Origin of the sequence: Pseudomonas sp. BF-R-01, from assembly GCF_019946615.1 — a bacterium.
In the GTDB taxonomy this organism is placed as follows: Bacteria; Pseudomonadota; Gammaproteobacteria; order Pseudomonadales; family Pseudomonadaceae; genus Aquipseudomonas; species Aquipseudomonas migulae.
Genome location: NZ_JAGYFX010000010.1, coordinates 1 through 13,141, shown reverse-complemented (window position 1 = coordinate 13,141; position 13,141 = coordinate 1). Strand labels below are relative to the sequence as shown.

The window sequence follows — 13,141 nt, the reverse complement described above, 5'->3', positions numbered from 1 at the left end:
TCGCTCGCCACAAGGTCAGTCAGGGCAATGCCGGGAAGCGTCAGACCGCAGGCGGTTTACGCGCTGCGCGAGGTTTCTTCTCGGTGGATTTTTCCCCGGGCGGGATCACCTTTGCCGCAGCGGCGGGTTTCGCCTTGGCTTTGGTTTTCGGCTCGCCAGCCTTGCCGTTGGCGGTTTTGCTGACGGCAGGCTTGGTGCCTGCCGCTTTGCTGCCGGCCGCCTTGGGCGATTTGCTGGGGGCCAGGGCTTCGGCTTCTGCCAGTTTTCGAGCCATCTCCCAGTGCCGGGCTTCATGGCCCTCGGGTTTTCCTTCCGATTCCCAGATCTGATAGGCAAATTCGCGGATGCGTTTATCGTCGGTACTCATCGCTATGCTCCTGAACTGAACTCAAAGTTTTGGATAAAGAGATTGACCGGGAAATCCCCCAGCGCGGCGCCAATCATCAGCTCCTTGTGTTCTGTGACTGCGACGCTGGAAAAAAGTCCCTTCAGATTTTCGGCAGGGGTGGTAAACGGTAATTTGACTCGCGTATCGCCCCACTGCGGCGCGCCGACATGGGGTATGGCACTGTTTTTCAGCAGGCCTGCACAGCGAATCGGGACGATCACGATGGCCTGCTTCTGGTTGTACGAGCGCACAAATGCCAGCACCCGGTGTGCCTCGCAGCCGACCACTTCCAGCGCTTGATACGTCCCGCGTTGAAACAGCTCGGCCTGTTGGGCGCGCAGGCCTAATGTGCGCGCGATCAGGGTTTGTTTGATGCGTCCGTCACGCCAGTTGGCCAGCAGTTCCGGCAGTTCTGGCGAACGTTGCATGGTGTGTTGGCGACTTGCGTAATCCACCGGGCGACGGTTGTCCGGATCGACCAGCGAGAAGTCCCAGTACTCGTTGCCTTGGTAAAGGTCCGCAATGCCCGGCACGGTCATGCGCAGCAAGGTTTGCGCCAATCCGTTAAGTGCGCCGGGGGCAGCGATGGACGTCACGGCTTTGCTCAGGGCTGCGCGCAGCAGCTCGGCTTCGGGGCTTAGCAGCAGACGTTCGATGAACGCCTGGGTCGCACGTTCATACGCATCGTTCGGCGCGCTCCAGCTGCTTTGCAGCTTGGCTTCACGCAAGGCTTTCTGCTGCCACTGCCAGAGACGTTTGACGTAGTCCTCGAGCGCGGGCCGATCGTCGACGCGCAGTTCCAGCGGCCAACTGCCGAGAATCGTCTGATACAGAATCAATTCATCACCCGCCGACGGCATCGCATCGTCGGCGCGCACCGGCCGGGCCAGTGTCTGCCAGAGCGGCACCTGCTCGGCGAACCACGCGCTGCGCTCGCTCAACACCGCCAGCCTGGCGCGGGTGTCTTCGCCGCGTTTGTGGTCGTGGGTCGCGGTGGCCAGCAGGTTGTCGGGGAATTCTTCGAGACGATTGAGGCACGCGGCATGGAAGTCAGCCACCGGTGCACTGAATTGTTCCGTGTTGAACCCCACGTCATTACGCGACAGCAAAACCGCCGAGCGATAAAACGCGGTGTCCTCGACAGCCTTTGCCGCTGCCGGTGACGTCAACTGCTGAAAACGCACGCAGGCATGCTTGAGCATCTTGCGCGGGCGGCCCACCGGGCGTTTGCGCCAGGGTTCGCCGCCCAGCCATCGGGCCAGGCAATCGAGCACCGGCCAATCGGCTTCGCTGAGGTTTTGCCGCGCGCCGTCCATGGCTTGCTGAAAAAAACCATCGTCCTCAGCGGAACGCCCACAAGGGCTGATGTAGGTGCGATACACCGGGAAGTGCACGATCAGTTCCTGCAACGCCCGACGAATCGCGCCGAGGGTCAGGTCGCGGGTCATCACATCATCCCGGGCCACTTGCAGCAGCGCCTGGGCGACGCTTTCGAAGTCGCCGGCAAGCGAGCCGTTGATAATTTGCTGACGGGCCAGGTGTGCTTCCTGACGGAAATCGGCGGGCCGTTCGCTGTAGCGGTTCCACAATTCGCCGAGGGTTTTCTCACCAGCGGGATCATGTTGCAGCAAGGACACATGGTTCATGAATTCATAACCGGTGGTGCCATCCACCGACCAGTCACGGTGCAGGGTTTCACCTTCACCGAGAATCTTCTCGACGTAGATCGGCAGGTGTCGGCCCGGCGTCAGGCTGTCGACCCGGCGTCGCAGTTTGCGGCAATAACCGCGTGGATCGGCGAGGCCATCGATGTGGTCGATGCGCAGGCCGTCGATCAGGCCCTCGGCGACCAGTTCGAAGATTTTTGCGTGAGTGGCTTCGAACACCGCCGGGCGCTCCACACGTAGACCGCCCAGTTCGTTGACATCGAAAAAGCGCCGCCAGTTGATGTCATCCGCCGCCGTGCGCCAACTGGCGAGGCGATAGCTTTGACGTTCCAGCAACTGGTGCAGGCGCTGGAAACCGTCCGGCGTGAGCGAATCGTAGGCTTGCAGGTTCTGCTCGATGACTTGAAGCAGGGCCGGGTCGCTGGCCAGTTCGCGCAGCTCGTCTTTCAACGGTTTGGCCAGGCGGTGGGCGTCAGTCTGGTAACTCAAGGTGCTGAAGCGGTCGGCCAGTGACTTGAATCGCTCGGTATCGTCTTTGAGCAATTCGCCGTAGTTCATCGGGCAAATCGGGAAGTGATGATCGTAGTGTTGGACGTAAAAAGCACCGTGCTGCGCATCGAAGCGCAAGGGCAGGGTGCCGTCCTGCAACGCCACGCCATAGTCGCTGCCGAGGAATGGCAGCAAGAGCTGACCCTCCATCAACGGATCGGGCGAATGCCATTGGATGTCGAAAAATTCGCCGTACGGGCTCAACCGGCCCCATTCCAGCAAGTCCAGCCACCAGGGATTATCGCCGCCACCGACGGCCATGTGGTTGGAGACAATGTCGAGGATCAGCCCCATGTTCTGCTCACGCAACGCGCTGACCAAACGGCGCAACGCCGCTTCGCCGCCCAGTTCCGGGTTGACCGTGGTGGGGTCCACCACGTCATAGCCGTGCATGGAACCTGCGCGTGCGCTCAGCAGCGGCGAGGCGTAGACATGGCTGATGCCGAGGCGGGCGAAATAGGACACCAGCGGCACCGCGTCGTCCAGCGTGAAGCCTTTATGAAACTGCAAACGCAGGGTCGCGCGTGGTTGATTCATCGGTCACGCTCGGCCGCCTGAAGCCGCGCGCAGGCAAGCAATTCCAGACGTCGGGCCGCGTCCAGGTCATCGAGCAGGGCTTCGCTGGCGCCGGGCAAGCGGCGCGACCAATTCGGATGGGTGTCGATGGTGCCGGGCAGGTTGGCCTGCTGTTCGATACCCAGGGCATCCTCCAGCGGCAGCAACACCAGCGGCGCGCGGGTATGGCCGAGGAAGCGAATGGCTGCGTCGAGTATCTGATCGGTCTCATGGGACTCTTCGCGGAAGTTCTGCGGGTCCTGGCTCAACGCCCGGCGCAGGCCTTCACGCTCGCGTTCGCGGTGACGGCGCCACTCGATTTCACCCGTGGCGTCGACCAGGCCCAATCGGGCATTCCAGTCGATATCGTGGCCATGCCACCAGCCGTTGAGCGTCGGTAAATCGTGGGTGCTGGTGGTGGCCAGTGCGTTGTCCGGCCAGTCGAGGATCGGCTTGAAGTGTGTGTTGTCCTGCTCGAACAGCAACACGCGCATGCCGAGAATCGAACGGGCGATGAGTTTTTCCCGCAGGCCGTCTTCCACTGTCCCGAGATCTTCGCCGAGGACGATGGCTTGATGCCGATGGGATTCCAGGGTCAGCAGGCGCAGCAGATCGTCCACCGGGTAATACAGATAAGCGCCATCGGCGGGTGACGCGCCGTTGGGGATCACCCACAGCCGTTGCAGGCCCATGACGTGATCGATGCGCAGGCCACCGGCATGGGCGAAGTTGGCCCGGAGCATTTCGATGAACGCACGAAATCCGTGACGCACCAGGCCTTCGGGCGAGAACGCGGAAATCCCCCAGCCCTGCCCGGTGCGATTAAGAATGTCCGGCGGTGCACCCACCGTCAGCGAGGCGAGCAATTCGTCCTGGCGACTCCAGGCCTGGCTGCCGCCGCCGTCGGCACCGACCGCGAGGTCAGCGATCAGGCCAATGCTCATGCCGCTACTGCGCGCAGCGGTTTGTGCGCGCTCCAGGCAACGGGTAATCAACCACTGGCAGAAGGCGAAGAAGCCGATGCGCCCGGCGTTCTCTTCGGCAAATTCAGCCAGCGCAGCACTGCGCGGGTCGCGCCATTGCTCGGGCCACTCGCGCCAGTCGAGGTTTTCACCTTTGGCGGCACGGGCCTCCTGAATGGCTTCGAAACGGCAGTGGTTCTCCAGCGCTTCGCCAGCCGCGTGGCGGAAGCTGCTGAAGTCGGCGTGCAACGGGTGTTCGCCCTGGACAAAGCCTTCGTACAACGCCTGCAACAAACGGTGCTTGGCGTCGGCCGCCACAGGCCAGTCAACCAGCGGCTGTTGTTCCAGATGCTTGAGCTCGGCGGCGAGCCCGGTGGCGTCAATCGCCGTGCGCATCGCTCGTTCGCCAAGGATCGCGCCGGGTGCTGCGTACAGGCTGTTGAGGAACAGGCGGCTGGACGGCGAATAAGGGCTATAGCGCTGGGTGTCGCTGCTGAACATCGCGTGCAGCGGACTGATCGCCAGCGCTTCGGCGCCACGCTCACCGGCAACGCGGGCGAGGTCTTCCAGCGCCTGGGTGTCGCCAAAACCGCCATCGCCGGGACGGCGCAGCGAGTACAGCTGCACGCTCAGCCCCCAGGCGCGAGGGATCGGGCTGTCGACCGCATCGCTGACGCTGTAGCAGCGTGCCGGCGCCACGGCCAGCGTAAAGGATTGGCCTTCGATACTGACGTGCTGATAACCGACAGGAATCAGGCCGGGCAACATCGCCTGGGCATCGAGTTTCAGGTTGAGCCGCGATCCGTCCTCAAGGTGGATCTCGCAGGGGGTCTGCGGCTCGAAATAATGTGCGAGGTTGAGGCCCACGCCAACGTCCGCGGTCAGCAGCGGCGGCAAATGCCGGGTTTGTTGCACTTGCTGCAATTCTTGCAGGCTGGCATCGATCTCCTGGGCGCTGCCGGCCGGATGGCCGAGCCCGGTCAGGACATTGCGTAACACCGATGGCGCGACTTTTTGTGGGCGGCCGTTGGCATCGATCCAGTCGACGGCCAGGCCAGCGCGGCTGGCCAGTATTTCCAATTGCGCATCGCTCATGGGCGCTCTCCATCCGGGGGTAGCAAAGGGGCTGCGGTCGTGAGGCTGACTAGCGCGCAATACGGGGCAAGGGTGCCCTGATTCAGCAGGTCGGCGGACTTCGGCGGGTGTTCGAACAACAACGAAGTGCCGGCCTGTGGGGAGTGGACCACCGGCTTGTCGCTGAGGTTCAGGTCAATGCGCAGCAGGCTGCCATCGCCCAGTTGCCAGCGTGCGCTCACCGCGCCTGGCGCCAGTACCTCGGCACCCAACGGGTGTGCACCGGGCAGGTGCGCGATGATCTGCTCGTGGCGGATTTTCAGCAGTTGGCGATACAGCGTGTAAATGGCCGATTGCCCGCTCGCCGTCAGATTCGGTCGTGAGTCTTCGAAGGTTTGCTGCGCGTTCGGGTCGGGAATCTGTTCACGCCTGGCCGGGTCCGAAAATGCATCGAACGCGCAAAATTCGTTACGCCGACCTTCGCGAACGAGTTCCGCCAGTTCGCCGTGATGGCTGGTGAAAAACAGGAACGGTTGCTCGACGGCAAACTCGTCGCCCATGAACATCAGCGGGATCATCGGCGATAACAGCAACAACGCCGTCGCGGCTTTCAAGGCGTCGGGATGGGCGAGTTGGTGCAGCCGTTCACCGAATGCGCGATTGCCGATCTGGTCATGGTTCTGCAAGAACAGCACGAACGCCGTGGGCGGCAAATGACCACTGGGCTCGCCGCGAGCTACGCCGTGGCGGTTGGTGTGGCCCTGGAACACGAAGCCCTGGCTCAGGCAGCGCGCCAACTGCTCGGTAGGGTTGTCGGCATAGTCGGCGTAATAGGCCTCGGTTTCACCGGTCAGCAGCACGTGCAAGGCGTTGTGGCCGTCGTCGTTCCACTGCGCGTCGTAACCTTCCTGCATCAAACTGGCCTGGTTGTGTTCGTTTTCGACTGTCAGCCACACGTGGCGCGCCGGGTCGATTTGCTGCCGGATGCGTTGCGCCAGTTCCTGTAGAAAGTCCGGGCTTTTGATCGCGTGCACCGCGTCGAAGCGCAAACCGTCAAAACGGTATTCCAGCAACCACATCAATGCATTGTCGATAAAGAAGTCGCGCACCTCGCGTCGCCGGAAGTCGATGGCCGCGCCCCAAGGCGTGTGCTTGTCTTCATTGAAGAACGCCTTGGCGTAGCGATGCAGATAATTGCCATCCGGGCCGAAGTGGTTGTAGACCACATCGAGCATCACCGCCAGACCATGGCCGTGGGCGCTGTCGATCAGGTGCTTGAGTTGCTCGGGCGTGCCATAGGAGGCTTGGGGCGCGTAGGGCAGAACCCCGTCGTAGCCCCAATTGCGATCACCGGGGAACTGCGCCAGCGGCATCAGTTCGATGGCGGTAACGCCCAGTCCGGCAAGCCGCGCCAGGTGCTGCTCGACCTCGACGAAACCGCCGAGCGCACCGACGTGCAACTCGTAGATCACCGCCTCGTTCCAGGGCCGCCCCAGCCAGTCGCGGTGTCGCCAGGTGTAGGCGAGGGGATCGACCACCACGCTGTGCCGGTGAATGTCACCGGCCTGAGCGCGGGAGGCCGGGTCGGGCACCTCGAGTTCGCCATCAATGTTGTAGCGGTAACGCGTGCCCGCAGGACAGCGCGTCTTGATCACGAACCAGCCATCGGCCTGAGGCAGCAACGGCAAGGACTGTCCATCTTCCAGTTCGACACTGACAAAAAAAGCATCCGGCGCCCACAAGGCAAAACGCGTGTGCTCTGCGTCCAGCATGATTGCGCCGTGGGGCCAGGTCTCAAGGGTCCGTAACGGCATCGTTGAAAACCTCTTACTGTTTGTTCGATTTCCCCAGCGCTTTAGCCACCAGCTGTTCGTAGAGTTCGGCGTAGGGTTCGACGGCTTTGCACCAGTTGAACGGTGCGGCCATGGCCCGGCAACGCATGGCATTGAGCAAGCCAGGAAAGGCGAACACCTTGAAGGCACGGCTCAGGGCTTCCTGATAGCTCTCGACCGTGGACTCGTCGAACAGAAAACCGGTCACGCCATTTTCGATGGTGTCGGCCAGGCCGCCGGTGTTGCGTGCCACCGGCAACGAACCAAATCGCTGGGCGTACATCTGGCTCAAGCCGCACGGTTCATAACGCGAGGGCATCAGCAGGAAATCGCTGCCGGCGAACATGCGGCGGGCGTCGGTTTCGTTGAAGCCGATGCGCACACCGATCTGCCCTGGAAAGCGCAGGGCCAGTTCACGCATTGCCTGTTCTTCTTCCGGCTCGCCGCGCCCGATGATCGCGATCTGGCCACCGGATTTGACGATGTACTCGGACACGGCTTCCGTCAGGTCCAGGCCTTTCTGATAGACCAGACGCGAGACCACGGCGAACAGCGGACCTTCGGAGTCGTCCAGCCCGAACAGCTCGCGTACGTGCGCCGCGTTGACCGCTTTGCCTTCCCAGTCACCGATGCTGAACGGACGGAACAGGTGGCTGTCAGTGGCGGCGTCCCAGCTCTCATCGATGCCATTGGGAATCCCGCTGAGCAGGCCTTGCTGGGTCTTGGCGGCGAGAAAACCGTCGAGGCCGCAGCCGAAGGCCGGCGTGGTGATTTCCTGGGCGTAGGTGGCGCTGACGGTGGTGATGTGGCTCGAATAAGCCATGCCGGCCTTGAGGAACGACATCTTGCCGTAAAACTCCATGCCTTCCTGTTGCAGGGCATGCGCGGGAATGCCCAGCTCGGGGCACGACCCCAGGCTGGTCACGCCTTGATAAGCGAGGTTGTGAATGGTGAACAGCGTCGGCGTGCGTTGACCGCGCCAGTGCATATAGGCGGGGGCCAGGCCGGCGGGCCAGTCATGGGCGTGCACCAGGTCCGGGCACCAGTGGATTTGTGCGAGGTTGGCGGCGATGTCGGCAGCCGCCAGGCCCAGGCGGGCGAAACGAATATGGTTGTCCGGCCAGTCGCGACCGTTATTGGCGCCGTAAGGTGAACCTTCGCGCTCGTAGAGTTCAGGGCAGATCAACACGTAAATGACCAGGCCGTCGGGCATGTCCATGCGCCCGATCTTGCAGGCAGGCAGCGCGGCATGACCGCCGAGCTCACCAATAATGTGGATCGGGTTTTCGCTGTGCAGCACTTGCGGGTAACCGGGGATCAGCACACGCACATCGTGCAATTTCGCCATGGCCCGGGGCAGCGCCGCGGAAACGTCACCCAGACCGCCGGTCTTCACCAGGTCGGCGATTTCCGAGGTCACAAACAACACTTTCTTTCTGTTGGGATTCTGACTGACCACCGGCGTCAACGTCTTGGTACCCGTGACGTTGATCGATTGGGCACTTGGGGCGCTCACGGCGCTTGTTTCGCCGACCTGCTGATGAGCACGTTCTCCCTGGATATCTAATGCCGTACTGATCATATGAATCTCCCGTGTTGTTGATCTAGTTCTAGGTCTGGCAAACGGTGTTTCGTGGCCAAATCCTGTGGCCGGGCGCAAACGCGCTACGCATCGGTGAGCAAACGCTGCCCATGCGTTAAAGCAGAATGGCTGGAGTGGCCGTTGCAAGGATTGCACCAGTCGCAACGCACCTACCTTTCAGAGGACCGGCCACAAATGGCAAAAGTTTCGATTTTTTTGACACTTTGTGACCGACCGGTTTTGCCCCGCGAAAAGGAGTCTAGGCCAGAACTTAGAGCGGTGAAGGCCAGTTGGCAAAATTGTTCGACAATCGGTTCAAAGCGGTACGGACGTACCGGATAGGCAGCCAAACGCCCCGACGAAGGGCATGTTTTTTTGCGATTCAGCCCCAAAAAGTAACCTGCCAGTCACATGAATGTGCGAGGGCGATTACGACTGCGCACTGTTGTGGTGCGCTCTCAGGTCCCGCTTTTGGCCGAACCGCTGCCTTACTGCGGCGCGGGTTGCCTTGTTATAGTTCGGGCCTCATTTTTTGCCCGGTAAAGGATCACTGCCATGTCTCAGTACACTGCGTTCACCGTCGAACTGGCCGATAAAATTGCCCATGTGCAGATCAATCGTCCGGAAAAGATCAACTCGATGAACGCCGCGTTCTGGAACGAGATCATCGAGATCTTCCAGTGGATCGATGACACCGACGAAGTCCGGGTGGTGGTGCTCAGCGGCGCCGGCAAACATTTTTCCTCCGGTATCGACCTGATGATGCTGGCCGGCGTGGCCAATGAGCTGGGCAAGGACGTCGGCCGCAATGCGCGCCTGCTGCGCCGCAAGATCCTCGCGCTGCAAGCGTCCTTCAATGCCGTCGACAACTGCCGCAAGCCGGTGCTGGCAGCAATCCAGGGTTATTGCCTGGGTGGCGCGATCGACCTGATTGCCGCCTGCGACATGCGTTATGCCGCCGAAGACGCGCAATTCTCGATCAAGGAAATCGACATCGGCATGGCCGCCGACGTTGGCACCTTGCAACGCTTGCCGCGGATCATCGGTGACGGCATGCTGCGTGAACTGGCTTACACTGGTCGCTCGTTCGGTGCCGAGGAAGCGCGCAGTATCGGCCTGGTCAATCGCGTCTACAGCGACGCCGCCAGCCTGCTCGACGGTGTCATGGGCATTGCCCGGGACATCGCCGGCAAGTCGCCGATTGCGATCACCGGCACCAAGGAGATGATCAGCTACATGCGCGACCATCGCATTGACGACGGCCTTGAATACGTCGCTACCTGGAACGCCGCCATGCTGCAATCCACTGACTTGCGCGTGGCCATGGCCGCCCATATGAGCAAACAGAAACCCGAATTTCTGGATTGATTGAAAAATGACTTCACGCTGGACCACTGCAGTACTGGACACCGATCAACCGGGCGGCTGGGCCGTTGCGCGCAGCCCCGAAGGCTTCCTGTTCGACGACAATGGCGCGCTGTTCCCGCGTGAATGGCTCAAGCGTCAGGACCTGCCGGTTCTGGCCGAGCACGGCATCGGTCATCTGGATGGCGAACCGGTCTACCTGTTGGAGCTGCGCAGTCACAGCGAAGTGCCGGGCTGCAACTGGAAAGGCTTGCGGGCGTTCATGCTCGATGGCGATCACGCGGTTTACAAAGTGCTGGGTTATGCCGCGCAGATCGGCACCTGGGCCCGTGAACACCGCTTTTGCGGCAACTGCGGGCAGGCGACCTTGCAGGTGCCGCGTGAGCGGGCGATGTATTGCGAGCCGTGCAATTTGCGCTATTACCCGCGGATTTCGCCGAGCATGATCGTGCTGATCACCCGTGGCGATGAAGTCTTGCTGGCGCGCTCGCCACGGTTTGTCACCGGGGTCTACAGCACGCTGGCGGGTTTTGCCGAACCGGGTGAGTCCGCTGAAGACTGCCTGATTCGCGAGGTGCGTGAAGAGGTGCAGATCGAGGTCAAGAACATCCAGTACATGGGCAGCCAGTGCTGGCCGTTCCCGCACTCGATGATGCTCGGCTTCCACGCCGAGTACGCCGGCGGCGAGATTGTCTGCCAGGAGGACGAGATCGAGGACGCCCAGTGGTTCAACGTGCACGAGCTGCCGCCGTTGCCGGCGTCACGCTCGATTGCCCGTTACCTGATCGACGTCTATGTGGCGCGGCGCTTAGGCCACGCTGAACCAGTGCTGCCAGGCTAGGCGCACAGTCAGGCCCAGCACCACGGTGATGAACACCGGGCGAATGAACTTGGCTCCGCCGCTGATGGCGGAGCGCGCACCGAAGAACGCACCGACCATCACCGACAGGCCCATGCTCAGGCCGATGATCCAGTCCACTTGTCCGGAAAAGATGAACACCGACAGCGCCGCAATGTTGCTGACGAAGTTCATGCTGCGCGCCACGCCGCTGGCCTTCACCAGATCGATGGGGTACATCAGCAGGCTGCTCACGGTCCAGAACGCGCCGGTGCCGGGGCCGGCCACGCCGTCGTAGAAACCGAGGCTGAAGCCTTGGGTCGATTGCCACTTTTTCTTGATCGGTGCGTTGCTGTCCAGCGGCGCTTTCGGCGTGCCACCGAACAACAGGTAGAGGCCGCAGGCGAACACGATCACCGGCAGCATTTTGTTCAGCCATTCGGCGGGCAGGTAATGCGCGACTACGGCACCGGTCAACGCGCCGACCAAAGTGCCGACGATGGCGTGCACCCACTGCCGGGGATGGAACAGTTTGCGCCGATAGAAGGTGAAACTGGCGGTGGCCGAGCCGAAGGTCGAACTGAGTTTGTTGGTGCCCAGCACCAGGTGCGGCGGCAGGCCAGCGGTCAACAGCGCCGGCGTGGTCAACAGACCACCGCCGCCGGCAATGGCGTCGATGAAACCGGCAATGAAGGCGACGACGGCCAGGATGGCGAGGGTGGTGAGGTCAACGCTGAGTTCGAAAGGCATGGAAATGGGCTTATTCGGCGGGGTGCAGCAAAGGGCTGCGGGGAAGGGCCGATATCTTACCTATATCCAACTTCTGCGGCGACTGGTGTGGCCTCTTCGCGGGCGCTACATCACTTGGCGGCCGGCCCATTCCCGATCTGCCACACAAACGGCGGTTCAGTCCCGTTAATCTCCCAATCCCCGACAATCCGCGCCTTGTAGATCACCGGATTATGTGAAGACACGGTCCGCGCATTACGCCAATGCCGGTCCAGCGATTTCCCCTGACGAACATCCGAAGCCCCCAGCGCATTGAACAGCTCGGTGGTCGCCCGCTGAATCAGCTCAGACACCACAACCTGTGCTTTTGCCGATTCGAGTTCCGCCGCAACATTCGCCGCCCGCTCCAGCGCGTCATCCCCCGAAAACCGCGCCAGATACGCCCGCTGCGCCGGTTGTGCAGCCTTCAACGCGCTCGCTTCGGCGGCGTACACCAGCGCAGCCACTTCACCGACGACTTGTTGAACTTGCGAGTCCTCACTGACGCGCTGGGCATTGCCATGGCTGTAAATACGTTTGCGCTCACGTACCTGATGCGCCACGTCGCGCAACGCGGCGCGACCGATTCCGGCCAGCGTGGCCAACAACACGAGCTGATAGAACGCCGTCTGGTATTTGAAACGGGTGGCGAAGTCGATGACGTTTTCGGCGTCCACCTCGGCGTCGATAAACCGCGACGTACCGCTGCCCGTGGTGCGCTGACCGAAACCGTCCCAGTCATCGCTTTGCACGATCCCCGGTTGTCGGGTGCGCACCGCTGCGATGACATCGCCACCGGTGTCACTGCGCTGGGCGTAGACGTCGATCCAGTCGGAAAACAGGCTGCCGGTGCTGTAGAACTTTTCACCGTTGAGCCGCCAGCCGTTGCCGTTGGGCGAGACTTTGGTGATCACATCGCCAATCGCCACATTGCCGATTTCTGTCCAGGCACAGCCGACAATGTCGCCGTCGACAAAGCGTTTGAACCACAGGTCCCGTGCCGGCCCTGGCGTGGCGTTCAAGCGGTCCTCGGCAAACGCGAAATGCCCCCGCAGTGCCTGGGGCACGTTGGAATCGGCTTCGGCCAATTCGATCAGCAACTCAAACAGCTGCGGCAGGGAGGCGCCGCCACCCCCATATTCCACCGGCACGCGCACCGCGCCGAAACCGGCTTCCTTCAGCCACTGAATGGGCTCGTAAGGCAGGCTGCGCGACTGTTCACGCTCAACGGCACCGGCGGCGATGCGCTGGAAAACAGGACGGAATCTTGCGGCCAGCGCTTCATAGTCAGTGCCAATGGACAGCGGATTGATTACCTGGTGTTCGGTCATGGGACAGCTCCTTGGATCGGCAGTGGATGCCAAGGGGGATTGCATGGTCCATGCCGGAGAGGGGCAGCCATGATCTGCGGGGCGTACGTGCCTCAATGTGGCCTGAACTGTTGCTGCAGCAACAGCGCCGTAGCAAATTGCCCTGTCACACCCAGAACCCTGTGGGAGCGAGCCTGCTCGCGATGGCGGTGTGTCAGCCAACAAAAGTGTTGTATGTGCAACCGCCATCG

At 61.8% G+C, this 13,141-nt stretch carries 9 protein-coding genes; 2 read left to right on the top strand and 7 right to left on the bottom strand.

What is annotated here, in order from left to right; genetic code table 11:
- Positions 1–40 precede the first annotated feature (40 nt).
- Genes KGB27_RS06510 through glgA form a run of 5 tightly spaced genes read right to left on the bottom strand, consistent with a single transcriptional unit; the run spans position 41 to position 8,609 of the window.
- Positions 41–367, bottom strand: coding sequence for a DUF2934 domain-containing protein (locus tag KGB27_RS06510; RefSeq protein WP_008038331.1), 327 nt, complete (start codon positions 365–367; stop codon positions 41–43).
- Positions 368–369: 2 nt separating this feature from the next.
- The gene (locus tag KGB27_RS06505) at positions 370–3,141 is read right to left on the bottom strand and encodes a malto-oligosyltrehalose synthase (protein ID WP_223553627.1); all 2,772 of its coding nucleotides are present in this window, start codon (positions 3,139–3,141) and stop codon (positions 370–372) included.
- A complete protein-coding gene (gene malQ / locus KGB27_RS06500) occupies positions 3,138–5,216 on the bottom strand; it encodes a 4-alpha-glucanotransferase (RefSeq protein ID WP_223481288.1) in 2,079 nt (692 codons plus the stop codon). The genes KGB27_RS06505 and malQ overlap by 4 nt, the downstream gene beginning before the upstream one ends.
- Positions 5,213–7,009, bottom strand: a complete 1,797-nt coding sequence (gene treZ / locus KGB27_RS06495; protein ID WP_223553624.1) for a malto-oligosyltrehalose trehalohydrolase — start codon at positions 7,007–7,009, stop codon at positions 5,213–5,215. The genes malQ and treZ overlap by 4 nt, the downstream gene beginning before the upstream one ends.
- A 13-nt stretch (positions 7,010–7,022) precedes the next feature.
- Positions 7,023–8,609: a glycogen synthase GlgA gene (glgA, locus tag KGB27_RS06490; protein ID WP_207284283.1), complete on the bottom strand. Its 1,587-nt coding sequence runs from the start codon at positions 8,607–8,609 to the stop codon at positions 7,023–7,025.
- Positions 8,610–9,164: 555 nt separating this feature from the next.
- Between glgA and KGB27_RS06485 the strand changes: the two genes are divergently transcribed.
- Complete coding sequence (locus tag KGB27_RS06485) at positions 9,165–9,977, top strand: crotonase/enoyl-CoA hydratase family protein (protein ID WP_223434542.1); 813 nt, start codon at positions 9,165–9,167, stop codon at positions 9,975–9,977.
- A gap of 7 nt (positions 9,978–9,984) precedes the next feature.
- Positions 9,985–10,815, top strand: coding sequence for an NAD(+) diphosphatase (nudC, locus tag KGB27_RS06480; RefSeq protein WP_008026265.1), 831 nt, complete (start codon positions 9,985–9,987; stop codon positions 10,813–10,815).
- Here nudC and KGB27_RS06475 read toward each other — a convergent pair.
- Entirely contained in the window at positions 10,783–11,562 is a 780-nt protein-coding gene (locus tag KGB27_RS06475; RefSeq protein ID WP_223434540.1) for a TSUP family transporter, read from the bottom strand. The genes nudC and KGB27_RS06475 overlap by 33 nt on opposite strands.
- Before the next feature lie 110 nt (positions 11,563–11,672).
- A complete protein-coding gene (locus KGB27_RS06470) occupies positions 11,673–12,911 on the bottom strand; it encodes an acyl-CoA dehydrogenase family protein (protein WP_223553622.1) in 1,239 nt (412 codons plus the stop codon).
- Between the last annotated feature and the right edge of the window lie 230 nt (positions 12,912–13,141).

Excerpts from the sequence above, each read along its gene's own strand:
- KGB27_RS06510 (WP_008038331.1), bottom strand. The coding sequence starts at position 367 with ATGAGTACCGACGATAAACGCATCCGCGAATTTGCCTATCAGATCTGG.
- KGB27_RS06505 (WP_223553627.1), bottom strand. The coding sequence starts at position 3,141 with ATGAATCAACCACGCGCGACCCTGCGTTTGCAGTTTCATAAAGGCTTC.
- malQ (WP_223481288.1), bottom strand. The coding sequence starts at position 5,216 with ATGAGCGATGCGCAATTGGAAATACTGGCCAGCCGCGCTGGCCTGGCC.
- treZ (WP_223553624.1), bottom strand. The coding sequence starts at position 7,009 with ATGCCGTTACGGACCCTTGAGACCTGGCCCCACGGCGCAATCATGCTG.
- glgA (WP_207284283.1), bottom strand. The coding sequence starts at position 8,609 with ATGATCAGTACGGCATTAGATATCCAGGGAGAACGTGCTCATCAGCAG.
- KGB27_RS06485 (WP_223434542.1), top strand. The coding sequence starts at position 9,165 with ATGTCTCAGTACACTGCGTTCACCGTCGAACTGGCCGATAAAATTGCC.
- nudC (WP_008026265.1), top strand. The coding sequence starts at position 9,985 with ATGACTTCACGCTGGACCACTGCAGTACTGGACACCGATCAACCGGGC.
- KGB27_RS06475 (WP_223434540.1), bottom strand. The coding sequence starts at position 11,562 with ATGCCTTTCGAACTCAGCGTTGACCTCACCACCCTCGCCATCCTGGCC.
- KGB27_RS06470 (WP_223553622.1), bottom strand. The coding sequence starts at position 12,911 with ATGACCGAACACCAGGTAATCAATCCGCTGTCCATTGGCACTGACTAT.